22 protein-coding genes are annotated in these 24332 nt (G+C 70.8%); 14 read left to right on the top strand and 8 right to left on the bottom strand.

From position 1 onward, the window contains the following. Nucleotides 1-6: 6 nt before the first annotated feature. Nucleotides 7-753: a polyphosphate--glucose phosphotransferase gene (ppgK, locus tag ACFV0T_RS12345; RefSeq protein WP_385777331.1), complete on the bottom strand. Its 747-nt coding sequence runs from the start codon at nucleotides 751-753 to the stop codon at nucleotides 7-9. A 29-nt stretch (nucleotides 754-782) separates the two neighbouring features. Continuing rightward, complete coding sequence (locus ACFV0T_RS12340) at nucleotides 783-1808, bottom strand: 4-hydroxy-3-methylbut-2-enyl diphosphate reductase (RefSeq protein WP_385777329.1); 1026 nt, start codon at nucleotides 1806-1808, stop codon at nucleotides 783-785. 369 nt (nucleotides 1809-2177) lie between these two features. On the opposite strand from ACFV0T_RS12340, the gene xseA reads away from it, so the two are divergent. From xseA to ACFV0T_RS12325, 3 genes are all read left to right on the top strand, one after another. Then, nucleotides 2178-3392: an exodeoxyribonuclease VII large subunit gene (gene xseA / locus ACFV0T_RS12335; protein WP_385777327.1), complete on the top strand. Its 1215-nt coding sequence runs from the start codon at nucleotides 2178-2180 to the stop codon at nucleotides 3390-3392. A gap of 4 nt (nucleotides 3393-3396) precedes the next feature. Further along, on the top strand, nucleotides 3397-3630 hold the full coding sequence (locus ACFV0T_RS12330; protein WP_385777325.1) for an exodeoxyribonuclease VII small subunit: 234 nt from the start codon (nucleotides 3397-3399) through the stop codon (nucleotides 3628-3630). A 221-nt stretch (nucleotides 3631-3851) separates the two neighbouring features. Further along, complete coding sequence (locus tag ACFV0T_RS12325; protein ID WP_385777323.1) at nucleotides 3852-4442, top strand: malonic semialdehyde reductase; 591 nt, start codon at nucleotides 3852-3854, stop codon at nucleotides 4440-4442. Nucleotides 4443-4597: 155 nt separating this feature from the next. Here the strand turns inward: ACFV0T_RS12325 and ACFV0T_RS12320 are convergent, their stop codons facing one another. Further along, nucleotides 4598-5122 (bottom strand): DUF4245 domain-containing protein, encoded by a 525-nt coding sequence (locus ACFV0T_RS12320; protein ID WP_385777321.1) that lies wholly within the window; start codon nucleotides 5120-5122, stop codon nucleotides 4598-4600. Nucleotides 5123-5249: 127 nt separating this feature from the next. Here ACFV0T_RS12320 and glpX point away from each other — a divergent pair, with 127 nt between their 5' ends. Continuing rightward, nucleotides 5250-6284: a class II fructose-bisphosphatase gene (gene glpX, locus ACFV0T_RS12315; RefSeq protein WP_385777319.1), complete on the top strand. Its 1035-nt coding sequence runs from the start codon at nucleotides 5250-5252 to the stop codon at nucleotides 6282-6284. A 162-nt stretch (nucleotides 6285-6446) separates the two neighbouring features. Here glpX and ACFV0T_RS12310 read toward each other — a convergent pair whose 3' ends face one another. Continuing rightward, nucleotides 6447-6821, bottom strand: a complete 375-nt coding sequence (locus tag ACFV0T_RS12310) for a WhiB family transcriptional regulator (RefSeq protein WP_385777317.1) — start codon at nucleotides 6819-6821, stop codon at nucleotides 6447-6449. Nucleotides 6822-6995: 174 nt separating this feature from the next. Beyond that, entirely contained in the window at nucleotides 6996-7694 is a 699-nt protein-coding gene (locus tag ACFV0T_RS12305; RefSeq protein WP_385777314.1) for a DUF1707 domain-containing protein, read from the bottom strand. Nucleotides 7695-7839: 145 nt separating this feature from the next. Between ACFV0T_RS12305 and ACFV0T_RS12300 the strand changes: the two genes are divergently transcribed. After that, nucleotides 7840-9507 carry a fumarate hydratase gene (locus ACFV0T_RS12300; protein WP_385777312.1) on the top strand — a complete coding sequence of 556 codons (1668 nt, stop codon included), beginning with the start codon at nucleotides 7840-7842 and terminating at the stop codon, nucleotides 9505-9507. A 60-nt stretch (nucleotides 9508-9567) separates the two neighbouring features. On the opposite strand, the gene ACFV0T_RS12295 is transcribed toward ACFV0T_RS12300, so the two are convergent. After that, nucleotides 9568-9693 carry a hypothetical protein gene (locus ACFV0T_RS12295; protein WP_385777310.1) on the bottom strand — a complete coding sequence of 42 codons (126 nt, stop codon included), beginning with the start codon at nucleotides 9691-9693 and terminating at the stop codon, nucleotides 9568-9570. 302 nt (nucleotides 9694-9995) lie between these two features. On the opposite strand from ACFV0T_RS12295, the gene ACFV0T_RS12290 reads away from it, so the two are divergent. The 4 genes from ACFV0T_RS12290 to ACFV0T_RS12275 all read left to right on the top strand — a co-directional run bounded on the left by ACFV0T_RS12290 (nucleotide 9996) and on the right by ACFV0T_RS12275 (nucleotide 16278). After that, nucleotides 9996-11381 carry a class II fumarate hydratase gene (locus tag ACFV0T_RS12290; RefSeq protein WP_385777308.1) on the top strand — a complete coding sequence of 462 codons (1386 nt, stop codon included), beginning with the start codon at nucleotides 9996-9998 and terminating at the stop codon, nucleotides 11379-11381. Nucleotides 11382-11464: 83 nt separating this feature from the next. Continuing rightward, nucleotides 11465-12157, top strand: coding sequence for a DUF402 domain-containing protein (locus ACFV0T_RS12285; RefSeq protein WP_385777306.1), 693 nt, complete (start codon nucleotides 11465-11467; stop codon nucleotides 12155-12157). Between the two features lie 349 nt (nucleotides 12158-12506). Next, a complete protein-coding gene (locus ACFV0T_RS12280) occupies nucleotides 12507-14663 on the top strand; it encodes a SpoIIE family protein phosphatase (RefSeq protein WP_385777304.1) in 2157 nt (718 codons plus the stop codon). A gap of 151 nt (nucleotides 14664-14814) precedes the next feature. Then, nucleotides 14815-16278, top strand: coding sequence for a catalase (locus tag ACFV0T_RS12275; RefSeq protein ID WP_385777302.1), 1464 nt, complete (start codon nucleotides 14815-14817; stop codon nucleotides 16276-16278). Between the two features lie 57 nt (nucleotides 16279-16335). On the opposite strand, the gene ACFV0T_RS12270 is transcribed toward ACFV0T_RS12275, so the two are convergent. Beyond that, the gene (locus ACFV0T_RS12270) at nucleotides 16336-18705 is read right to left on the bottom strand and encodes a transglycosylase domain-containing protein (protein WP_385777300.1); all 2370 of its coding nucleotides are present in this window, start codon (nucleotides 18703-18705) and stop codon (nucleotides 16336-16338) included. Nucleotides 18706-18948: 243 nt separating this feature from the next. Here ACFV0T_RS12270 and ACFV0T_RS12265 point away from each other — a divergent pair, with 243 nt between their 5' ends. The 5 genes from ACFV0T_RS12265 to ACFV0T_RS12245 all read left to right on the top strand — a co-directional run bounded on the left by ACFV0T_RS12265 (nucleotide 18949) and on the right by ACFV0T_RS12245 (nucleotide 23808). Further along, a complete protein-coding gene (locus ACFV0T_RS12265) occupies nucleotides 18949-19884 on the top strand; it encodes an SPFH domain-containing protein (RefSeq protein WP_385777299.1) in 936 nt (311 codons plus the stop codon). Further along, a complete protein-coding gene (locus ACFV0T_RS12260; protein ID WP_385777297.1) occupies nucleotides 19881-20138 on the top strand; it encodes a hypothetical protein in 258 nt (85 codons plus the stop codon). Before ACFV0T_RS12265 ends, ACFV0T_RS12260 begins: the two co-directional genes overlap by 4 nt. A gap of 123 nt (nucleotides 20139-20261) precedes the next feature. After that, entirely contained in the window at nucleotides 20262-20786 is a 525-nt protein-coding gene (locus ACFV0T_RS12255; RefSeq protein WP_385777295.1) for a PadR family transcriptional regulator, read from the top strand. Continuing rightward, nucleotides 20783-21472, top strand: a complete 690-nt coding sequence (locus ACFV0T_RS12250; protein ID WP_385777293.1) for an ABC transporter ATP-binding protein — start codon at nucleotides 20783-20785, stop codon at nucleotides 21470-21472. The genes ACFV0T_RS12255 and ACFV0T_RS12250 overlap by 4 nt, the downstream gene beginning before the upstream one ends. After that, nucleotides 21469-23808, top strand: coding sequence for an ABC transporter permease (locus ACFV0T_RS12245; protein WP_385777291.1), 2340 nt, complete (start codon nucleotides 21469-21471; stop codon nucleotides 23806-23808). Before ACFV0T_RS12250 ends, ACFV0T_RS12245 begins: the two co-directional genes overlap by 4 nt. A gap of 93 nt (nucleotides 23809-23901) precedes the next feature. Here the strand turns inward: ACFV0T_RS12245 and ACFV0T_RS12240 are convergent, their stop codons facing one another. Continuing rightward, the gene (locus ACFV0T_RS12240) at nucleotides 23902-24330 is read right to left on the bottom strand and encodes a hypothetical protein (RefSeq protein ID WP_385777289.1); all 429 of its coding nucleotides are present in this window, start codon (nucleotides 24328-24330) and stop codon (nucleotides 23902-23904) included. Between the last annotated feature and the right edge of the window lie 2 nt (nucleotides 24331-24332).

The following is a 24332-nucleotide window of genomic DNA, read 5'->3' as shown; positions in this document are numbered from 1 at the left end:
GCACCCTCAGTCCTGATCCAGGGCGTGCATCGCCGCGCCCACGATCCCCGCGTTGTTCTGCAGCTGGGCCGGGACGATCTCCGCCCTGATGCCCTCGATGAGGTGCAGGAACTTGTCCGCCTTGCGGCTGACGCCGCCGCCGATGACGAACAGCTCGGGCGAGAACAGCATCTCGACATGCGCGAGGTACTTCTGGACGCGGTGGGCCCAGTGCTCCCACGTCAGCTCGTTGTCGTCCTTGGCCTTGCTCGAGGCGCGCTTCTCCGCGTCGTGGCCGTTGAGCTCGAGGTGGCCGAGCTCGGTGTTGGGGACGAGGACGCCGTCGACGAAGAGGGCGCTGCCGATGCCGGTGCCGAAGGTCAGCAGGATGACCGTGCCCCCGCGGCCCTGGCCGGCGCCGAACCGCATCTCGGCGACGCCCGCCGCGTCCGCGTCGTTCACCACGGTCACCGGGAGCCCGCCCAGCCGTTCGCCGAACAACGCGCGCGCGTCCGTGTCGATCCAGCTCTTGTCGACATTGGCCGCCGTACGAATGGTGGCCCCGCCCGTGACCACACCCGGGAAGGTGAGCCCGACCGGGCCCTTCCATCCGAAGTGGTCGACCACCTCCTTCACCCCGTCGGCCACTCCGTCGGGAGTCGCCGGGTGCGGAGTGAGCACCTTGCAACGCTCCTGAGTCAGCTCGCCCTTGTCCAGGTCCACGGGAGCGCCCTTGATCCCGGATCCACCGATGTCCACGCCGAAGATCTGCATGGCTCTACGTTACGACGTGGGACTGACGGTCACTCCGTGGAATCGGCAGGTGTGCCGACTCCGCCGCGCTCGGCGACCAGGCCGGCCGCCTCGCCGCGCAGGTCGCGGCGCAGCTCCTTGGGCAGCGAGAAGGTGATGGACTCCTCGGCCGCCTTGACGAGCTCCACGTCCGCGTAGCCACGCTCGGACAGCCACTCCAGGACCTCTTCGACCAGCACCTCCGGCACCGACGCGCCCGAGGTGACGCCGACCGTGGTCACGCCCTCCAGCCAGGCCTCGTCGATCTCGCTGGCGAAGTCCACCAGGTACGCCGCGCGCGAACCGGCGAGCTTGGCCACCTCGACGAGCCGCACGGAGTTGGAGGAGTTGCGCGAGCCGACCACGATCACCAGCTCCGCCTCGGCGCCCATCTGCTTCACGGCGAGCTGACGGTTCTGCGTGGCGTAGCAGATGTCGTCGCTGGGCGGGGAGATGAGCTGCGGGAACTTCTCCTTCAGCGCGTCGACGGTCTCCATGGTCTCGTCGACGGAGAGGGTGGTCTGCGAGAGCCAGACGACCCGGGACGGGTCGCGGACCTCGACCTTGGCGACGTCCGCCGGGCCGTCGACGAGCTGGATGTGGTCGGGCGCCTCGCCGGAGGTGCCGATGACCTCCTCGTGGCCCTCGTGCCCGATCAGGAGGATGTCGAAGTCCTCGTTGGCGAAGCGGACGGCTTCCTTGTGGACCTTGGTGACCAGCGGGCAGGTCGCGTCGATGGTGGCCAGGCGGCCGCGCTGGGCCTCCTCGTGGACGACGGGGGCGACACCGTGCGCGGAGAACATGACGATGTTCCCCTCGGGCACCTCCTCCGTCCGCTCGACGAAGATCGCGCCCTTCCGCTCCAGGGTCTGGACGACGTACTTGTTGTGCACGATCTCGTGCCGGACGTAGATCGGAGCCCCGTACTGTTCCAGGGCTTTCTCGACGGCGATCACGGCGCGGTCCACACCCGCGCAGTAGCCCCGGGGGGCGGCGAGCAGGACACGGCGGCCAGGCGAAGCAGTCATGGCACCCATCGTAAGGCCGCGTTCGGCGGGTCGAAGATCGCGTCCCCCCGGTTCCGCCGGTGAGCTCGGCGGTGAGCTGGGTAGGGCCGGGCGGGGCGGAAGCACGGAGGCACTGATGTCCGACTCCGGGGCGGCGGTCCGTGCCGTGCCGGCCACCCCACCCCCGGCACCACCACCGGCACCGGCACCTGCCGCCGCCAGCTCACCGCCCCGCCCTTCCCCCGGACCGCGAACAGGTCGTGGTCCTGCTCGCGTCGGGCCGGTGGTGCTGGTCGCACAGTGGGAGCCGGAGCGGGGTCGGGAGCGGGGTGCGGGTCTCGCCGGGTGAGGGGTCGCGGGACGGGCCGGGATGTCGGTGGCGGCCGATACGCTCGGCGCATGGCTGTGAACACGTCCGCGGACGCCCCGCTGCCCGTCGGCGAGATCTCGCGGCTCATCGGGGGCTGGATCGACCGGCTCGGCGCGGTGTGGGTGGAGGGGCAGATCACCCAGTTGTCGCGACGGCCGGGGGCGGGCGTCGTCTTCCTGACGCTGCGCGACCCCTCGCACGACATCTCCGTCAGCGTGACCTGTTACCGACAGGTGTTCGACGCGGTCGCCGACGTCGTCGGCGAGGGCGCCCGGGTCGTCGTCCTCGCGAAGCCGGAGTGGTACGCGCCGCGGGGGCAGCTGTCGCTGCGGGCCGCCGAGATCAGGCCCGTGGGCGTCGGCGAGCTGCTGGCCCGGCTGGAGCAGCTGAAGAAGTCCCTCACCGCGGAGGGGCTGTTCGCGCCCGAGCGCAAGAAGGCGCTGCCGTTCCTGCCGCAGCTCATCGGGCTGGTCTGCGGCCGCGCCTCCGCCGCGGAGCGGGACGTGCTGGAGAACGCCCGGCACCGCTGGCCCGCCGTCCGCTTCGAGGTGCGCAACGTGCCCGTGCAGGGTGTGCACGCCGTCGCGCAGGTCGTGCAGGCCGTGAAGGAGCTCGACGCGACCGACGCCGTGGACGTGATCATCATCGCGCGCGGCGGCGGCAGCGTGGAGGACCTGCTGCCGTTCTCCGACGAGCAGCTCGTGCGCACGGTCGCCGCCTGTCGTACGCCGGTGGTGTCGGCGATCGGGCACGAGCCCGACACCCCGCTCCTCGACTACGTGGCCGACCTGCGGGCCTCGACCCCGACGGACGCGGCGAAGAAGGTCGTACCGGACGTCGGCGAGGAGTACGAGCGGGTGCGGATGCTGCGCGACCGGGCACGCCGGTGCGTGCAGGCGTTCGTGGCGCGGGAGGAGCGCGGGCTCGCCCAGGCGCTCTCCCGGCCCTCGATAGAGAATCCGCACCGGATGATCGACGAGCGGGCCGAGCAGGTGACGTCCCTGCTCGACCGGGGCCGGCGGACCCTCGGCCATCTCCTCGACCGGGCCGAGTCCGAGCTGACGCACACCCACGCGCGCGTGGTGGCCCTCTCCCCGGCGGCGACGCTGCAGCGGGGCTACGCCGTCCTGCAGAAGGCCGACGGGCATGTCGTCCGCGGCCCGGGCGAGGTGGCGGCGGACGAGGCGCTGCGGGCGCGGGTCGCCGAGGGCGAGTTCAACGTACGAGTCGATGTCCAGGAGTGAGTGAATGACCGGCAAGGTGGATGAGGCGCTCGGGTACGAGCAGGCTCGCGACGAGCTGATCGACGTCGTACGACGGCTGGAGGCGGGCGGCACGACGCTGGAGGAGTCCCTCGCGCTCTGGGAGCGGGGCGAGGAGCTGGCCAAGGTGTGCCGGCGGTGGCTGGAGGGCGCGCGGGCACGGCTGGACGCGGCGCTGGCCGAGGGGGCCGAGCGGGCGGAAGGGGAGGAAGGGGAGTAGGCCGAGTAGGCCGAGTAGGCGGCGGAGCGGACGGGCGGAGACAGGCGGCGCGGCGGACGGGCCGAACAGGCGGCTGTCCGGGAGAACGCGGAGATGGACGCCTGTGAAGCGGATCACCACACTCCGGATTTTGTTGAATGTTGAACTTCAGGCCCGTATGGTCGATTCCGACAGCCGGTCCTGCACCGCAGGGCCGAACGCACATCCCGAGAAGGTTCTAGATGTCTCTCGTTCTCGACCCCGCCGCCCAGGACCTGCTGTTCCGCGAGGCCCGCACCGCGAACACCTTCACCGACGAGCCGGTGACCGACGAGCAGGTCCAGGCGATCTACGACCTGGTCAAGTTCGGCCCGACCTCCATGAACCAGTCGCCGCTGCGCATCACCCTGGTCCGCTCCCCCGAGGCCCGCGAGCGCCTCGTGCAGCACCTGGCCGAGGGCAACCAGAAGAAGACCGCCGCCGCCCCGCTGGTCGCGATCCTCTCGGCCGACAACGAGTTCCACGAGGAACTGCCGGAGCTCTTCCCGCACTTCCCCCAGGCCAAGGACGCCTTCTTCGCCGAGCGCTCGGTGCGTGAGTCCAACGCCGGGCTCAACGCCGCCCTCCAGGCCGCCTACTTCATCATCGGCATCCGCGCCGCCGGTCTGGCCGCCGGCCCGATGACCGGTCTGGACTTCGAGGGCGTCCGCAAGGAGTTCCTCGACGACGACCACACCCCGCTGATGGTCGTCAACATCGGCAAGCCGGGCCCCGACGCCTGGTTCCCGCGCTCCCCGCGTCTGGCCTACGACGAGGTCGTCACCACCGTCTGATCCGGCCCACGGACACGACAGAGGCCCCCGGCACACCGCCGGGGGCCTCTGTCATGCGTCGGCGCGGGCCGCGGCCTCGGGTCGAGTTCCCCAGAGCCGGTGCCAGCGCGGGCCGCGGCCCGGTACCTCGCGTCCGCGCGGGCCGGGCCCGGCGCTCACGCCATCTTCAGCGCTTCGGCCATCTTCGCCAGCCGGTCGAACGACGCCGTGCCCGCCACGACCGTCGTGGAGCCGTCGGCGTCCCGGAGCACGAGGGCGTCGTAACGGCCACCGGTGCAGCGGGTCCACGTCCGGCCGCCGATCTCCTCGGTGGCCTTCGTCTCCTTCGCGCCCTGGCTCGCCTCGTCGACGAACGCGGCGCGCTTCTGAGTCGACTGCTCGATCGCCACGTACTCACCGTCGGGGTCCTGGAAGCCGAGGTGCCAGGCATCGAACTTGTCACCCTGGAAGCGCACGGAGGTCGCCTTCCAGCCCCCGGGCAGGCCCTCGGGCGCCGCCACCGGGTACGAGGCCGCGCGGCGCGCCGTGAGCAGCTCGACGCGGTAGTCGACCCGCTTGATGTCGGGAGCCTTGTCGTCGTGCGGGACGAAGACGTAGATGACGCCCGCCGCGATCATGATCAGGCCCAGGGAAAGGATCATGTCCCGGACCGTCTTCTGCTTGCCGTTCGTACCTGCCACGCCCCCTATCGTCGCAGGTACCCGGAGCGCTCATCCGTGGGGGCCCCTGCTCATTTTGTTCACCTGGCGATAGAGTCGGGACCAACACCCTCGTCCGGCCGTCGTCGTATCAGAAAGGTGCGCTCCGATGACCGAGAATCATCAGCTGCCGTCCGAACTCGAAGTTCCCTCCGAGGCCCCCGACCGCAACCTCGCCCTGGAGCTCGTCCGGGTGACCGAGGCCGCGGCGATGGCCGCGGGCCGCTGGGTCGGACGCGGCGACAAGAACGGCGCCGACGGCGCCGCGGTCCGCGCCATGCGCACCCTCGTCTCCACCGTGTCGATGAACGGCGTCGTCGTCATCGGTGAGGGCGAGAAGGACGAGGCGCCGATGCTGTTCAACGGGGAGCGCGTCGGCGACGGCACCGGCCCCGAGTGCGACATCGCCGTCGACCCGATCGACGGCACCACGCTCACCGCCAAGGGCATGACGAACGCGATCGCGGTCCTCGCCGCCGCCGACCGCGGTTCGATGTTCGACCCGTCCGCCGTCTTCTACATGGACAAGCTGGTCACGGGCCCCGAGGCCGCCGACTTCGTCGACATCGACGCGCCCGTGTCGGTGAACATCCGCCGGGTAGCCAAGGCCAAGCGGTCCTCGCCCGAGGACGTCACCGTCGTCGTCCTGGACCGGCCGCGGCACGACGGCCTCATCAAGGAGATCCGCGAGACCGGCGCGCGCATCAAGCTGATCTCCGACGGCGATGTGGCCGGCTCGATCCTGGCGCTGCGCGAGGGCACAGGCATCGACCTGCTCCTGGGCGTCGGCGGCACCCCCGAGGGCATCATCTCCGCCTGCGCGGTGAAGTGCCTCGGCGGCACCATCCAGGGCAAGCTGTGGCCGAAGGACGACACGGAGCGGCAGCGGGCGATCGACGCCGGGCACGACCTCGACCGGGTCCTGACCACGGCCGACCTGGTCTCCGGCGAGAACGTCTTCTTCGTCGCCACCGGCATCACCGACGGCGAGCTGCTGCGCGGCGTGCGCTACCGCTCCGAGACCGCCACCACCGACTCGATCGTCATGCGCTCGAAGTCCGGCACGGTCCGCCGGATCGACTCCGAGCACCGGCTGAGCAAGCTGCGCGCGTACAGCGCGGTCGACTTCGACCGGGCCAAGTAGGCGGTCGGCCGACCACCGCCGAGCGGTCGTACACCGACGTCGTACTCCGACGTCGTACACCGACGGCCGCTGTCGTACGTGAAGGGGGCGCTCCCGGTGCGGAGGGAGCGCCCCCTTCACGTACGGGTCGGCGTGGCCCCGGGAGCTGTCCCGGGGCAGGCGCTAGCCGGCCGCGGCTATGCGGTTCGCCGTGCGGGCTTTCTGCAGTTCGAGCTCGCGGCGGCGGCGCCGGGCCAGCACCACGCGGCGCTCGGCGGCGGTGAGCCCGCCCCAGACGCCGTACGGCTCGGGCTGGAGCAGCGCGTGCTCACGACACTCGACCATCACCGGGCAGCGCGCGCAGACGCGCTTGGCCGCCTCCTCGCGGGAGAGCCGGGCGGCGGTGGGTTCCTTGGACGGTGCGAAGAACAGGCCGGCCTCGTCGCGCCGGCACACCGCCTCGGTGTGCCAGGGTGCGTCTTGGTCCCTGTCCCGCACCGGCACCCGCTGGGCCGGTACGGCAGCTACCTGCAGGGACGAATGCGGCGGTTGCAGCACGGTCTACTCCTGACGACGGCTTCGCGAGCGAGAGACGATGCAGCAAGGCCTACCCGCTGTGCGCGCGCCTATGCACTGAGTTCCGAACCGCAGAGTTTCGGGGGGTCGTGTGCGCCCTCGTCGACCCCGCCGCGCCCCGGCAGCCGTGCCGCGAGCCGTCCGCGTTCACAACCGTCAACGGTCCAGGTGCCTGCGCAAACCCTTGTCGAGCTTGCGCTGGACACGGTCGAGGATGTCCCCGACGAGCCGGCCGCGCCTGGGCCTGCCCTCGATGTTGCCCAGCACGGCCCAGCCGTCGAGATAGACGACGGGGGCGTCCGGGTCGGCCGCGTCCAGCGTGTCCACCTCGAAGTTCCCCAGCACGCCGCCGCCGGTGCCGCGCAGCGAGACGTTCTCCGGGACGCGGACCTCGACGTTGCCGAAGACCGAGAGCGCCTTGATGACGACCTGCTGGTACTCGAAGAGCGCCTCGCTGAGGTCGATCTCGACGCTGCCGAAGATCGCGTAGGCGTGGATACGGCGTCCGGCGCGCCAACGGCCCTTGCGGACGGCGCTGCTGAAGACCGCGACCACGTTCTCGTCGGGGTCGGCCGGTATCGCACCCGCGGTCGGGCGGCTGGGGGCGGCGGCGTAGGCCGGGGCGGCCCGGTGGTGGGCGGCCGGCAGGTCCCGTATGAAGACCTCCAGTTCGCCGACCGTCTTGGCGGCGAGCACGCCCTCGACGCGCTCGGCGTGCTCCTCGGCGGTCAGGCGGCCCTCGGCGAGGGCGTCCCGCAGGATGTCGGCGATGCGGTCACGGTCGGCGTCCGAGGCGCGCAGTTCGGCGACCCGGGGTTCGGCGGCGCGCGGCGCGGTCTGCTTCTGAAGGTCCACGGAGTCAGCGTAGCGAAACACGATAGATCGCGACACCCCCGAACTGAGCCTTACCTCACAACCTCGGCGCCCACGGCAGGTTCTACGCTGGTGAACGCTTGCCAATGGAGGCCGGCCGCTGTCTGTCGAGTGAGGAATGGGCGAGATGCCTGAGTTCGCGTACACCGATCTGCTCCCGATGGGAGAGGACACCACCCCGTACCGGCTGGTGACCTCCGAAGGTGTGTCCACCTTCGAGGCCGACGGGCGGACGTTCCTCAAGGTGGAGCCGGAGGCGCTGCGCAAGCTCGCCGAGGAGGCCGTCCACGACATCCAGCACTACCTGCGCCCGGCCCACCTGGCCCAGCTGCGCCGCATCATCGACGACCCCGAGGCGTCCAGCAACGACAAGTTCGTCGCCCTGGACCTGCTGAAGAACGCCAACATCGCGGCGGCGGGCGTGCTGCCGATGTGCCAGGACACGGGCACGGCGATCGTCATGGGCAAACGCGGGCAGAACGTCCTCACCGAGGGCGGCGACGAGTCGGCCCTCTCGCGCGGCATCTACGACGCCTACCAGAACCTGAACCTGCGTTACTCGCAGATGGCTCCGCTCACCATGTGGGACGAGAAGAACACCGGGTCCAACCTGCCGGCGCAGATCGAGCTGTACGCCACCGACGGCGGCGCGTACAAGTTCCTGTTCATGGCGAAGGGCGGCGGCTCGGCCAACAAGTCGTTCCTCTACCAGGAGACGAAGGCGGTCCTCAACGAGGGCTCCATGATGAAGTTCCTGGAGGAGAAGATCCGTTCGCTCGGTACGGCCGCCTGCCCGCCGTACCACCTGGCGATCGTGGTCGGCGGCACGAGCGCCGAGTACGCCCTGAAGACCGCGAAGTACGCCTCCGCTCACTACCTGGACGAGATCCCGGCCGAGGGCTCCGAGCTCGGGCACGGCTTCCGGGACAAGGAGCTGGAGGAGAAGGTCTTCGAGCTGACGCAGCGGATCGGGATCGGCGCCCAGTTCGGCGGCAAGTACTTCTGCCACGACGTGCGGGTGGTGCGGCTGCCGCGGCACGGGGCGTCCTGCCCGGTCGCGATCGCCGTGTCCTGCTCCGCCGACCGGCAGGCGGTCGCGAAGATCACCGCCGAGGGCGTCTTCCTGGAGCAGCTGGAGACGGACCCGGCGCGGTTCCTGCCCGAGACGACGGACGAGCACCTGGAGTCCGACGGGGACGTCGTCGAGATCGACCTGAACCAGCCGATGGACGACATCCTCGCCGAGCTTTCGAAGTACCCGGTGAAGACGCGCCTCTCGCTCTCCGGGCCGCTGGTCGTCGCGCGTGACATCGCGCACGCCAAGATCAAGGAGCGGCTCGACGCGGGCGAGGAGATGCCGCAGTACCTCAAGGACCACCCGGTGTACTACGCCGGTCCGGCGAAGACCCCCGAGGGCTACGCGTCGGGTTCGTTCGGTCCGACGACCGCCGGCCGCATGGACTCCTACGTCGAGCAGTTCCAGGCCGCGGGCGGCTCCAAGGTGATGCTGGCCAAGGGCAACCGGTCCGCGCAGGTCACCAACGCGTGCGAGGCGCACGGCGGCTTCTACCTCGGCTCGATCGGCGGGCCCGCCGCCCGGCTCGCCCAGGACTGCATCAAGAAGGTCGAGGTCGTCGAGTACGAGGAGCTCGGCATGGAGGCGGTCTGGAAGATCGAGGTCGAGGACTTCCCGGCGTTCGTCGTCGTGGACGACAAGGGCAACGACTTCTTCCAGGATCCGGCGCCGGCGCCGACGTTCACGACGATTCCGGTGCGCGGCCCCGGTCTGGTCTGATCCTGTGACGGACGCCCGCCCCTGATTGACGCGGGGGCGGGCGTCCGCCTCGGCAACGGGTCAGTCGCCGGGGAGGGTCTCCTGGACCAGGTCCTCGGCCGCCTCACGGCCGCCCGTGAGCACGAGCGCGCCCGGGAACAGCGCGGCGGACCGAGCCGTCACGAATTCCTGGAAGTCCGTTCCCACCCGCTCCTCCCTTCCTGTCACCCTTCCACGACGTGAACCCGCCGTCATCTGCTGCACGGGCTTCCTCGAGACGTGGATCACAGAGGCATGGATCACGCGCCCCGTGCCCCGCCGCGACGCCCGCGCCGCGTTCGATCCCGGGCCGGCACCACGGCAGCACGCCGCGCACCCTTCAGCCCCGGACCGGAACAGCCGCAGCACCCCGCGCCCCTTCCGGCCATGGGCCGGCACCACCGCAGCGCCCCGCAACCCGTTCGGCCCCCGGCCGGAACAACCGCGCCGCCCCGATCGCTGTACCAGGCATGAGCGACTACCGCATCGAGCACGACTCCATGGGCGAGGTCCGCGTACCGGCGGACGCCAAGTGGCGGGCCCAGACGCAGCGTGCCGTGGAGAACTTCCCGGTCTCCGGACAGCGCATCGAACGGGCCCACATCGAGGCCCTCGCCCGCATCAAGGGGGCCGCGGCCAAGGTCAACGCTCGGCTCGGGGTGCTGGACAAGGACATCGCCGAGGCCGTCCAGGAGGCGGCCGCCGAGGTCGCCGCGGGGAAGTGGGACGAGCACTTTCCCGTCGACGTGTTCCAGACCGGGTCGGGGACCTCGTCGAACATGAACACCAACGAGGTCATCGCGACCCTGGCGACGGAGCGGCTCGGGCGGGACGTGCACCCGAACGACCACGTCAACGCCTCGCAGTCGTCCAACGACGTCTTCCCCTCGTCGATCCACATCGCCGCCACCGGTGCCGTCACCCACGACCTGATCCCGGCCCTGGAGCGCCTGGCCGCCGCCCTCGGCCGCAAGGCCGAGGAGTTCGACGACGTCGTGAAGTCGGGGCGGACGCATCTGATGGACGCCACGCCCGTGACACTGGGCCAGGAGTTCGGCGGGTACGCCGCCCAGGTGCGGTACGGGGTGGAGCGGCTTCGGGCCTCCTTGCCGCGGCTCGCCGAGCTGCCGCTGGGCGGCACCGCCGTCGGCACCGGGATCAACACCCCGCCCGGGTTCTCCGCCGCGGTCATCGAGGAGGTGGCCCGCGCGACCGGGCTGCCGCTCACCGAGGCGCGCGACCACTTCGAGGCGCAGGGGGCGCGGGACGGGATCGTCGAGACCAGTGGCCAGCTCAGGACCATCGCGGTCTCGCTGACCAAGATCTCGAACGATCTGCGGTGGATGGCCTCCGGGCCGCGGACCGGACTCTCCGAGATCTCCCTGCCCGACCTCCAGCCGGGCTCCTCGATCATGCCCGGCAAGGTCAACCCCGTGATCCCGGAGGCCGTGCTGATGGTCGCGGCGCAGGTCGTCGGGAACGACGCGACGATCGCGACCGCCGGAGCCGCGGGCAACTTCGAGCTCAACGTGATGCTGCCGGTGATCGCGAAGAACGTCCTGGAGTCCGTCCGGCTGCTCGCCAACGTGTCGCGGCTGCTCGCCGACCGGACCGTCGACGGGATCGTCGCCCACCGGGAGCGGGCCCGCGAGTACGCCGAGTCGTCACCGTCCGTCGTCACTCCGCTGAACAAATACATCGGCTACGAGGAGGCCGCCAAGGTCGCCAAGAAGGCGCTGGCCGACCGCAAGACGATCCGGCAGGTCGTCCTGGAGAGCGGGTACGTGGAGCGTGGTGACCTGACGGTCCAGCAGCTCGACGAGGCGCTGGATGTCCTGCGTATGACGCGTCCGTAACCCATCGCGAACGCTTTGCGCCCCGAGCGTGAACCGTGCCGTCCACGGCAGCGTCATATGGCCATGACACCTAATATCTCTGCATGGCAGACGGTGAAGCGGTGAGACGCGTGGGGAACGGTGGTTCGACGGCCTTCTGGGCGCCCGGGAGTCAGATCCTGTGGCGCTACCGGGAGAACGCCGGCGAGCGCTTCCACATCGCGCGGCCCGTCACCGTCGCGCGGGACGACGAGGAGGTGCTCGCCGTGTGGCTGGCGCCCGGTACCGAGTGCGTGAAGCCGGTGCTCGCCGACGGCACGCCCGTGCACGTCGAGCCGCTCGGCTCGCGCTACACCAAACCGCGCACCGTCCAGCGCGACCGCTGGTTCGGCACGGGGGTGCTGAAGCTGGCCCGGCCCGGCGAGCCCTGGTCGGTGTGGCTGTTCTGGGACCCGGGCTGGCAGTTCAAGAACTGGTACGTGAACCTGGAGGTCCCGCTGGCCCGTTGGGCGGGCGGGGTCGACTCCGAGGATCACTTTCTGGACATCTCCGTTCACCCGGACCGCAGTTGGCACTGGCGCGACGAGGACGAGTTCGCGCAGGCTCAGCGGGACGGGCTGATGGACGCCGAGGTCGCCGAGCGGGTGCGGGCGGCGGGGCGGGACGCGGTGGAGGCGATCCGGGCCTGGGGTGCGCCGTACTCCCAAGGCTGGCAGCACTGGCGCCCGGATCCGTCCTGGGCCGTACCGTTGCTGCCGGAGGACTGGGACCGTACGCCCGCGCACGTGTCCTCATGAGACCCTTGATGCGCCCCCGGGCAAGAAACGTAGGATCGTCCTCCGCAAGGGCGCACAGCGGCAACTCCCGGAGCAGGCACCAGGTCTGACCGAACGTCACCGAGGGGCGGCAGGACGTGAGCGAGGGGTACGAGCGCGACACCGGTCCGGGCATCGCCCAGGGCCCCGGCGGTATGGGCACAACCTCCGGCCACGCCGGTACGGGGTCGGCCCGGACCGCCCGCGGCACAGGAACAACGGCTGGTCACGCGGGAATTCCGTTCCTGGGACAGGTATTCCGGGTATCGGCTTTTCGGCGGGACGAACTGCGCGCGCGGCGCGCAGCCCCGGACGGACGGATTCGACACGCGTGACGGAGCACCCCACCTCCTACGAACGCCCGCAGCCGGGCGTCGACCCCACGGACCCCCGCGGGGCGCTCCTGCGTACCCCGGCGCCGGCCCGCCCGCCCGGCGCCACCCCTTTACCGCCTCAGCCCGCCCAGGCCGCGCAGGCCCGTACCGGCGAGACGCCCGGGACGACGGCCTCGGGTGCCTCGGCTCCGTTCGGCAAGGCCGGACAGGCCGGACAGAGCGGTCAGAGCGGCAAGGGGAAGGATCCGGCCGGCGGCGATCCCGAGCACTCGCAGCCCGCCGTCACCGAGACCGGCACCCACCGCCCGCGTCCCGTGCCCGAGGCCATCCCGGCCCAGCCGGGCGGCGCCGGGCCGGGTGCCGCCGAGCGGGGCGCCGGGGGCCGCCAGGAGCGGCGTACGGGGCAGGGGGTGGTGCCCGGGCGGCCCACTCCGATGCGGCGGGACGGGGACCGGCTGCGCTTCGTCGGGGCCGCGACCCGGCGGATCGCCCGGGGTATCGACCTGGACGAGATCGTGATGGGGCTGTGCCGGGCCACCGTGCCGACCTTCAGCGACGCGATCCTCGTCTATCTGCGCGATCCGCTGCCTGTCGGCGACGAGCGGCCCACCGGGCCCGTCGTGCTGCGGCTGCGCCGCACCGACCGGATCCCGGAGGAGCGGGACACCGAGAACGGGTTCGCGCCGGCGCCGCAGCCGGAGCAGCCCGCGGAGCTCACCGAGCTGTCGGCCGTCACCGCCGAGCTGTGCGAGGTCCGGCCCGGCGGCGCGCTCGCCGAGGTGCTGCGCGGGGTGCGTCCGGTGTTCGCCGACGCCCCGGCGGCCCGTGCCGCCCTCCCGGAGCTGCTGGGCGACGGCGGCGAGCTGGTCGTGCCGAGCGGGCAGCGGGCGATCCTGGCCCCGCTGCGCGGGCGGCGCCGGGTGATCGGCGCCGCGGTCTTCCTGCGCCGTCCCGAGCGCATCGCCTTCGAGGCGGACGACCTGCTGGTCGCCGCCCAGCTGGCCACGCACAGCGCGCTCGGCATCGACAAGGCGGTGCTGTACGGGCGGGAGGCGTACATCGCGGACGAGCTCCAGCGCACCATGCTGCCGGAGACGCTGCCGCGGCCCACGGGTGTGCGGCTTGCGTCCCGGTATCTGCCCGCCGCGGAGACCGCGCGGGTCGGCGGCGACTGGTACGACGCGATTCCGCTGCCCGGGAGCCGGGTCGCCCTGGTCGTCGGTGACGTGATGGGGCACTCCATGACGTCGGCGGCCATCATGGGCCAGCTGCGGACGACCGCGCAGACCCTGGCGGGGCTGGACCTGCCGCCGCAGGAGGTGCTGCACCACCTCGACGAGCAGGCCCAGCGGCTGGGCACGGACCGCATGGCGACCTGTCTCTACGCCGTCTACGACCCGGTCTCGCACCGGATCACCATCGCCAACGCCGGGCATCCGCCGCCGGTGCTGCTGCACCTGGGCGGCCGGGCCGAGGTGCTGCGGGTGCCCGCGGGCGCGCCCATCGGGGTGGGCGGGGTCGATTTCGAGGCGGTGGAGCTGGACGCGCCGGCCGGCGCGACCCTGCTGCTGTACACCGACGGGCTGGTGGAGTCGCGGCTGCGGGACGTGTGGACCGGCATAGAGCAGCTGCGCGAGAAGCTCGCCGCGACCGCGCAGCTCACCGGACCCGACCATCCGCCGCCCCTGGAAGCGCTGTGCGACGAGGTGCTCGACATGCTCGGCCCGGGCGACCGGGACGACGACATCGCGCTGCTCGCCGCCCGCTTCGACGGGATCGCGCCGAGCGACGTGGCGTACTGGTTCCTGGAGCCGGAGGACGCGGCCCCCGGCCGGGCCCGTCGGCTGGCCCGGCGCGCGCTCTCGCGCTGGGGCATGGAGGACATGAGCGACTCCGTGGAGCTGCTCGTCAGCGAGGTCGTGACCAACGCCGTGCGCTACGCGTCGCGACCCGTCACGCTCCGTCTGCTGCGCACCGACGTACTGCGCTGCGAGGTCGGCGACGATGTGCCGCAGCTGCCGCGGCTGCGGCAGGCGCGGGCCACCGACGAGGGCGGACGCGGGCTGTATCTGGTGAACAAACTGGCCAGACGGTGGGGAGCGACCAGGCTGAGCACGGGAAAGGTGGTCTGGTTCGAATTGAACCGCGGCTGAGGGGTACCCCAAGCGGGGCGCCCCTCCGGCAGCCGTCCGGAACCGTACCGAGACTGGACCGGGTCCAGAAGTTGCCGACACCTCGTCGGCGGCGTTGACTGCTGGGGTGAGCGAAGCGACCTGACCACCCTCTTTCGACGGGAGGACGCTCGTGACCCAGGAATCCCAGAAGGCTCCGTACACCACGAACAACGTCGGGATCCCGGTGGAGAGCGACGAACACTCGCTCACCGTCGGCCCCGATGGCCCGATCCTGCTCCAGGACCACTACCTCATCGAGAAGATGGCCCAGTTCAACCGGGAGCGGGTCCCCGAGCGGGTGGTGCACGCCAAGGGCAGTGGCGCGTACGGGTTCTTCGAAGTCACCAACGATGTCAGCCAGTTCACCAAGGCCGATCTCTTCCAGCCCGGCAAGCGGACCGAGATGCTGGCCCGGTTCTCGACCGTCGCGGGTGAGCAGGGCTCCCCCGACACCTGGCGCGACCCCCGCGGTTTCGCGCTCAAGTTCTACACCGAGCACGGCAACTACGACATGGTGGGGAACAACACCCCGATCTTCTTCGTCCGGGACACGATCAAGTTCCAGGACTTCATCCGCTCGCAGAAGCGCCACCCGGTGACCGGGCTGCGCAACAACGACATGCAGTGGGACTTCTGGACCCTCTCGCCGGAGTCGGCTCACCAGGTGACCTGGCTGATGGGCGACCGGGGCATCCCGAAGACGTACCGCAACATGAACGGCTACAGCTCCCACACCTACATGTGGATCAACGGTGCCGGTGAGCGGTTCTGGGTGAAGTACCACTTCAAGACCGACCAGGGCATCGACTTCCTCACCCAGGAGGAGGCCGACGAGCTGGCCGGTTCGGACGCGGACAAGCACCGCCGGGACCTGTTCGAGGCGATCGACTCGGGGAACGCGCCGAGCTGGAGCCTGAAAGTCCAGATCATGCCGTTCGAGGACGCGGCGGACTACCGCTTCAACCCCTTCGACCTGACCAAGGTGTGGCCGCACGGCGACTACCCGCTGATCGACGTCGGCCGGATGGTCCTCGACCGCAACCCCGAGGACTACTTCATCCACATCGAGCAGTCCGCCTTCGAGCCGTCGAACCTGGTGCCCGGCATCGGGCCGTCGCCGGACAAGATGCTGCTGGGCCGGCTGTTCTCGTACCCGGACACCCACCGGTACCGGATCGGCCCGAACTACGCCCAGCTGCCGCCGAACCGGCCGCACGCGCCGGTGAACTCGTACGCCAAGGACGGGCCCATGCGGTACGAGCCGTCGAAGGCGGCCCGGCCGTACGCGCCGAACTCCTACGGCGGTCCCGCGGCCGACTACGGGCGCTTCGGCGACCCGGCGAGCTGGCAGACCGCGGGCGAGCTGGTGCGCGAGGCGTACAAGCTGCACCGGGAGGACGACGACTGGGGCCAGGCGGGCACGATGGTCCGCCAGGTGCTGGACGACGCGGCCCGGGACCGGCTGGTGTCGAACGTCAGCGGTCACCTGAAGGGCGGCGTGTCCCGGCCGGTGCTGGAGCGCGCCGTGCAGTACTGGCGGAACATCGACAAGGCGGTCGGCGACCGGATCGCCGACAACGTCAACGGCGGCTGACGGCCGCCGCACCAGGAGAGGGGCGCCCGGTGGATCCCGGGCGCCCCTCTCCCGCGGTCACTGGCCGTTGAGACCGAACGGATCGCCGGTGTCGTCCGTCGGCGTCTGCGTCGGGGTCTGCGTGGGCGTCTGCGTCGGCGTCTGCGTCGTCGGGGTCTGCGTGGGCGTCTGCGTCGGCGTCTGCGTCGTCGGGGTCTCGGTGGGTTCCTCGGTCGTCGGCGACTCGGTCGGGGTCTGCGACACCGTCTTCGAGGGGGTGGGCGTCGAGGTCGGCCGGACCGCCGCGCCCTGGTCGGTCTCCAGGTCGAACTTGGTGACCTCGGACTGCACCCCGAAGGTGTACGCCGCCCAGATCTGCGCCGGGTAGCCGCCACCGTTGATCCGGCCGACGCCCGGGATCAGTCCGGTCGCGCCCGTCAGGGTCACCTGGGAGCCGTTCTTGGCGTTCTCGCCGAACAGGCCGACGGAGGTGACCAGACTCGGTGTGTAGCCGGTGAACCAGGCCGACTTGTTGTTGTCGGACGTACCCGTCTTGCCCGCGACCTTCTGGCCGTCGCGCAGGGGGTTGTCCCGCACGGACGTCCTGGCCGTACCGTCGTCGACCACGCCGGTGAGCACCGAGGTGACCGTGTCGGCGGCCTCGCGGCTGATGACCTGCTTGCCGATCGGGTCCGGCAGGGTGACCTTGCGGGAGATGTGCTCGACGGACTTCACCAGGGCCGGGGTGACCTTCTTGCCATGGTTGTCGAGGGTCGCGTAGACGCCGGCCATCTGGAGCGGGCTCGCGCCCATGGTGCCCAGGGTCTGCGCGGGCACCGCCCTCAGGTCCTTGGTGTCCATGCCCAGGTCGTCGGCGACCTTGAGCACCTTGGCCATGCCCACGTCGACGCCGAGCTGCGCGAAGGCGGAGTTGACCGACTTGTTCATCGCCGTCTGCACGGTGATGTTGCCGTAGTTCTGGTCGTCCTCGTTCTCCGGGGCGAAGCCGATGTCGCTGCCCTTGACGGGCCGCTTGCTGGTGCCGTCGTAGATCGTGTCGGCCGTGATCGGCTTGCCGTCCTGCGTCGTGGCGCCCTGGTCCAGGGCCGCCGCGAGGATGACCGGCTTGAAGGTGGAGGCGGGCTGGTAGTCGGTGCGCGTGGCGTTGTTGTAGTAGTGCTTGTAGTAGTCCACACCGCCGTACATCGCGACGACCGCGCCCGTCTTGGGGTCGACCGAGGCGGCACCGGCCTGGACGTTGCCGTCGACCGTGCGCTTCTTCTTGTCCAGCTTGCCGGTGAGCTGGTCCTTGACCGACTTCTCCAGCGCCGCCTGCTTCTTCCTGTCGATGTTGAGGGTGATGGTCCAGCCGCCGCGGCCGACCATGTCCTCGGCCTGCTTGGCGTTGTCGGCGACGCCCTGGGAGACCAGCTGCTTCTCCAGGGCGGCGTTGGCCGCCTTCACCAGGTAGCCCTTCTGGCCGCCCAGACCGGGCGCCGGCCTGGGTTCCATGGGCTTGGGGAACACCATGGCGTCGCGCTCGGTCTTGTTCAGCCAGTTCTCCTCGACCATGTTGTCCAGGACGTAGTTCCAGCGCTGCTGGACCAGCTTCTTGCCGGTGTCGGTGGCCGCCGCCCAGTCGTACTGGCTGGGCGCCTGGAGCAGCGCGGCGAGGTACGCGCCCTGCGGGACGGTGAGCTTGTCGGCGTCGACGCGGTAGTACGCCTGCGCGGCGGCCTGGATGCCGTAGGCGTTGCGGCCGTAGTAGCTGGTGTTGATGTATCCGGCGAGGATGTAGTCCTTGGACTTCTCGCGGTCCAGCTTCAGCGAGATGACCAGTTCCTTCAGCTTGCGCGAGACGGTCTGGTCCTGGGTCAGGTAGTAGTTCTTCACGTACTGCTGGGTGATCGTCGAACCACCCTGCGCGCCCTTGCCGGAGAGCGTGTTGAGCACGCCGCGCGCGGTGCCCCTGAGGTCGACGCCGGAGTCCTTGTAGAAGCTCTTGTTCTCGGCGGCGACGAAGGTCCGCTGGACGTCCTTGGGGACGTGCGCGAGGTCCACGATCTCCCGGTTGACGTCGCCGTCGCGGGTCATGACCGAGCCGTCGCTGTACTTGTAGACGTTGCTCTCGAGCTTGGCGTCGGCGTTCCCGGCCGGTATCTCGATCACCATGTACAGCGCGATGAAGGCGCCTATGCCGAGCAGGCACAGGCCGAGGAACGTGCCGAGGATCTTCTTCCAGGTGAACATCCGGCGCAGGAAGCTCTTCTTCGCGCCCTTGGCGGCGCCCTTCGCACCCTTGCCGCCCTTGGCGCCCCGGCGGGCCGCCGCGCGGCCCTGACCGACGACCGTCGGCCCCTCCTCGACCGCCGCCTGCGACGAGCGGTCCCTGGGCGCAGCGCGGCGGCCGTTCCGTTGCCGCGCTCGTCTCTCGTCCGCTCGTCCCATGAGTCTGCTCGCTCCGCTTCGTTCTCGGCTGTCACACCAGTGCCCGGGGGCAGGTCAGCTCAGAAAGCTAACACCGCTCTCTATGACAAAGGGATGCCGATCCGGTCTTTTACGGACGTGACAATCAGCACCCCGCTCAACAGAACCGACGTGCGAATAGGGGTCATGGTTGCCGCGGTGGGGTAATCTGATATCACTTAGCTAGGTCTAAGCTTACGGAAGTCCAGAAACGGGGGACCCTTCATGTCCGCACACGAGCTGTCGGCCGACGCCGACGTTCCCGAGATGCCCGCCCCACAGGTGCGGGAGTTCGCCGCGCACAGCATCGGCGGCGGCCTCTCGCTGCTGCTCGGACTCGCCGGACTGGCGGCCGCGGCCGCCCTGATCGCGGGCGGCGCGACGGTGACCGGTGACGGCGCCCGGGCCGCGCTGATCGTCGCCGGCATCGTGATCGGCCTCTCCGCGTTCCTCGCCATGTGCGGCCTGAACATGGTGGCGCCGGGCGAGGCGCGCGTGGTGCAGCTCTTCGGCCGGTACCGGGGCACGATCCGCGAGGACGGCCTGCGCTGGGTGAACCCCTTCACCTCGCGCAGCAAGATCTCGACGCGGGTGCGCAACCACGAGACCGCCGTCCTGAAGGTCAACGACGCCTACGGCAACCCGATCGAGCTCGCCGCCGTGGTGGTCTGGAAGGTCCAGGACACGGCGCAGGCGACGTTCGAGGTGGACAACTACCTCGAGTTCGTGGCCACCCAGACCGAGGCGGCCGTGCGGCACATCGCCATCGAGTACCCGTACGACGCCCACGACGAGGGCGGGCTCTCGCTGCGCGGCAACGCCGAGGAGATCACCGAGAAGCTCGCCGTCGAACTGCACGCGCGCGTGCAGGCGGCCGGCGTGCAGATCATCGAGTCGCGCTTCACCCACCTCGCCTACGCTCCCGAGATCGCCTCCGCGATGCTCCAGCGCCAGCAGGCCGGAGCGGTCGTCGCGGCGCGGCGGCAGATCGTGGACGGCGCGGTCGGCATGGTCGAGGCGGCCCTCGCCCGGATCGCCGAACAAGGCATCGTGGAGCTGGACGAGGAGCGCAAGGCCGCGATGGTGTCGAACCTGATGGTGGTGCTGTGCGGGGACCGGGCACCGCAGCCGGTCCTGAACACCGGGACCCTCTACCAGTGACGGACTCCTCCGGGGGACCCTCCCCCCAGCGTCGGCCGCAGCAGCGCAAGCAGGTGCTGCTGCGGCTGGACCCGTCGGTGTACGAGGCGCTCGCCCGGTGGGCCGGGGACGAGCTGCGCTCGGCCAACGCCCAGATCGAGTTCCTGCTGCGCAGGGCGCTGGCGGAGGCCGGGCGGCTGCCCGGCGAGGCGGGACCGCTCCCGCGCCGCGGCCGCCCGCCCGGAGGCTCCGCCCCGAATCCCCCCTCCGTCTGAGCGCGCCCTCCGCGGTGACAGAACCGTGACAATGGCCTCCCACCTGGGCTCCCGTACCCGCCGCCATGATCTACACACAGCGCGTATACATGGCGCGTATACACGGTGTGTAGAGTCACCGGCATGTCCATTGGTCACACTCTTCTAGGGCTCCTGGAGTCCGGGCCCCGCCACGGTTACGACCTCAAGCGGGCCTTCGACGAGAAGTTCGGTCACGACCGGCCGCTGCACTACGGCCAGGTCTACTCGACGATGTCCCGGCTGCTGAAGAACGGACTCGTCGAAGTCGACGGGATCGAGGCAGGCGGCGGCCCCGAGCGCAAGCGGTACGCCATCACCGACGCCGGGATCACCGACGTCGAGCAGTGGCTCGCGACGCCGGAGAAGCCCGAGCCGTACCTCCAGTCGACGCTGTACACGAAGGTCGTCCTCGCGCTGCTCACCCGCCGCGACGCCGCCGACATCCTCGACACCCAGCGCTCCGAGCACCTGCGCGGCATGCGCATCCTCACCGACCGCAAGCGCCGGGGCGACCTCGCCGACCAGCTCATCTGCGATCACGCGCTGTTCCACCTCGAGGCCGACCTGCGCTGGCTCGAACTGACCGCCGCGCGTCTCGACAAGCTCGCCGAGGCGGTGACCGAGTGACCGCGCCCGCCGGCTCCCTGCTCCACGCCCACGACCTGCGCAAGGCGTACGGGCCCACCAACGCGCTCGACGGCGCCGAGTTCTCCATCCACCCCGGCGAGGTCGTCGCGGTGATGGGCCCCTCCGGCTCCGGCAAGTCGACGCTGCTGCACTGCCTCGCCGGGATCGTCACGCCCGACTCCGGGTCGATCCGCTACGACGGGCGCGAGATGGCGACCATGAGCGACGCCCAGCGCAGCGCGCTGCGCCGCTCCGAGTTCGGGTTCGTCTTCCAGTTCGGCCAGCTCGTGCCCGAGCTCACCTGCGTCGAGAACGTCGCCCTGCCGCTGCGGCTGAACGGCACCTCCCGCAAGGCGGCCGAGAAGACCGCCCTGGGCTGGATGGAGCGGCTGGAGGTCGACGACCTCAAGGGCAAGCGGCCCGGCGAGGTGTCCGGCGGCCAGGGACAGCGGGTCGCCGTGGCCCGGGCGCTGGTCACCAGCCCCCGCGTGCTGTTCGCCGACGAACCCACCGGCGCCCTCGACTCCCTCAACGGCGAGCGCGTGATGGAACTGCTCACCGACGCGGCCCGCACAACCAACGCGGCCGTCGTCCTGGTCACCCACGAGGCACGGGTGGCCGCCTACTCCGACCGCGAGATCGTCGTACGGGACGGCAAGTCACGGGACATGGAGCGCGTCGTATGAGCGTGCGGCAGTGGTCCAGGGATCTGGCCATGGGCGTCCGCTTCGCCTTCACGGGCGGACGCGAGGGATGGGTCCGCGCCCTGCTCACGGCGGTCGGCGTGGGCCTGGGAGTGGCACTGCTGCTGCTCACCACCGCCCTGCCCAGCGCTCTGGACGTGCGGCACGAGCGCGAGCAGGCCCGGCTGGACTACACCTACGACTTCACCCCGAAGCCCGCGGCCGACGACACCCTCGTCATCTCGGACACCGACACCACCTACCACGATCTGGACGTCCGCGGCCGGACGATGCAGCCCGAGGGGCCGCGGGCACCGCTGCCGCCGGGCCTGGAGAAGTTCCCGGCGCCGGGCGACATGGTCGTCTCCCCCGCGCTGAAGCGGCTGCTCGACTCCAAGGACGGCGAACTGCTGCGGAAGCGGCTGCCGTACCGGATCAGCGGGACCATCGCGGAGGACGGACTCGTCGGCTCGCACGAGCTGGCCTACTACGCGGGCGCCGACGGCCTCGCCGCGAAGATCGACCCGCCGAACGTGGCCCGTATCAGCGCCTTCGGCGACCCGAACCCCTCGCCGTCCGAGGCCACCGACCCGGTCCTGCTGCTGCTCGTCCTCGTCGTGTTCGTGGTCCTGCTGATGCCGGTCGCCGTCTTCATCGCCGCGGCGGTACGGTTCGGCGGCGAGCGGCGCGACCGGCGGCTCGCGGCCCTGCGGCTGATCGGCTCCGACGCCCGGATGGTGCGGCGGACCGCGGCCGGCGAGGCGCTCGCGGGCGCCGCCCTCGGACTCGTCTTCGGCACCGTCTTCTTCCTGATCGGGCGCCAGGTCGCGGGCAACGCCGAGGTGTTCCGCGTCAGCGTGTTCCCGAGCTATCTCGACCCCTCCCCCGCGCTCGCCGCGCTGGTGGTGCTCGCCGTACCCGCGGCAGCCGTGCTGGTGACCCTGTTCGCGCTGCGCGGTGTGGTCATCGAGCCGCTCGGTGTGGTGCGCACGGCCAAGCCCGCGCGGCGCCGGCTGTGGTGGCGGCTGCTGTTGCCGGTCGCGGGGCTCGCCCTGCTCTACCCGATGGTCGGACAGGGCCACACGAACGGGGACTTCAACGGCTACCTGGTCACCGGCGGTGTCCTGCTGCTGCTCGTCGGCGTGACCGCGCTGCTGCCCTGGGTGGTGGAGGCGGTCGTCGCCCGGCTCAACTCGGGCGGTGTCGCCTGGCAGCTGGCCGTGCGCAGGCTCCAGCTGAGCAGCGGTACCGCGGCCCGCATGGTCAACGGCATCGCCGTGGCCGTGGCCGGCGCGATCGCCCTTCAGATGCTCTTCGCCGGAGTGGAGTCGGACTTCACCAAGGCGACGACTGTCGACGTGACCCGGGCGCAGATGCAGGTGGACGTGCCGGACGGTGTCCCGCTCGCCCAGGTCTCCCGGGACATGGGAGCCACCCGGGGCGTCCGGAAGGTGACGGCCCTGTCCGAGGGGTCCTTCGGCGACCGGCGCAAGGATCCCGAGGTGACCTCCACGGTGACGGTGGGCGACTGCGCGGCCCTGCGCGAGGTGGCGACGCTGCCCTCGTGCCGGGACGGCGACGTCTTCCAGCTGCGGGGCGCCGAATCGGACACCGAGACGCCGAAGCTGGCCAAGGCCGGACGCACGCTGTTCCTCGACCCGGCCTACAGCGGTGACACCAGCGAGAGCGCGGCCGTCGCCTGGCAGGTCCCGGAGGGGCTGAAGCAGGCGCGAACGCGGGAGGACCCGTCCGGTCTCGAACGCGTCGGCTTCCTGCTCACCCCGGCGGCGCTGCCTCCGCAGGGCGCGGCGGCCGTCGGCGGACGGATCTACCTCTCCCTGGACCCCGCCGTCCCGGACGCGCGCGAGTACGTACGCAACGCGGCGGCGCGGATCGACCCGCTCGTCCAGCCGATGACCTGGGCGTCCACCGAGCAGTCCCGCAAGTACACCTCCATCCGCACCGGTCTGTTCGTGGGTGCCGTGTGCGTGCTGGCCCTGATCGGCGCGAGTCTGCTGGTCTCCCAGCTGGAGCAGTTGCGCGAACGCCGGAAGCTGCTCTCGGCGCTGGTCGCCTTCGGCACCCGGCGGCGCACGCTGAGCCTGTCGGTGCTGTGGCAGACGGCGATCCCGATCGCGCTCGGCCTGCTGCTGGCCTCGGCGGTGGGCCTGGCACTGGGCGCGGTGCTGCTGCGGATGACGAACACCGCGGTGAGCGTCGACTGGGCGAGTGTCCTGTCGATGGTCGGTGTCGGCGCCGCGGTGGTCCTGGTGGTGACGCTGCTCAGCCTGCCCCCGCTGCTGCGGCTGATGCGGCCGGACGGTCTGCGCACGGAGTAGCCGCACGAGACGCGCGTACGGGCCCCGCCCCTGCCGGACCCGGCCCGATCCCCACGGATCGGGCCGGGTCGGCGGGGCGGGGCCCGCGCGCGCTCAGAGGCTGTACTCCCGCACCACCCGGCGGACCTGGGCGAACAGCATGCCGACGTTCACCGACTTGCGGCACACCACCACGGCGACGACGTCCTGTTGCTCGTTCATCCGCACGAACAGGTGAGTGAGGTTCTCGCTGTTGACGAGGATCTCCTGGAAGAAGTGGTTGTCGCTCGCGACGCCGCGCCGCTCTTTGAAGACGTCCTCGATCATCACGACCGTACGGCCCTGGAACAGGTCGAGGGTCGCGCCCGCGAGCAGATCCAGCACCTCGGGCGGATGGTTGTCGACCGTCTCGTACGACAGCAGCATGCCCGTGGACATGTCGACCGCGCCGGAGGCGACGCACTCGGGGGCATCCGTACGCAAGGATTTGACCAGGCCCATCACCTGATCGGAGAAACCTGGGGACATACGCTTCGTCGCCATCC

This window comes from Streptomyces sp. NPDC059582 (assembly GCF_042735715.1).
Taxonomy (GTDB): Bacteria; Actinomycetota; Actinomycetes; order Streptomycetales; family Streptomycetaceae; genus Streptomyces.
Note: the sequence above shows the minus strand (reverse complement) of the source record. Positions and strands in the feature narration are given on the sequence as shown.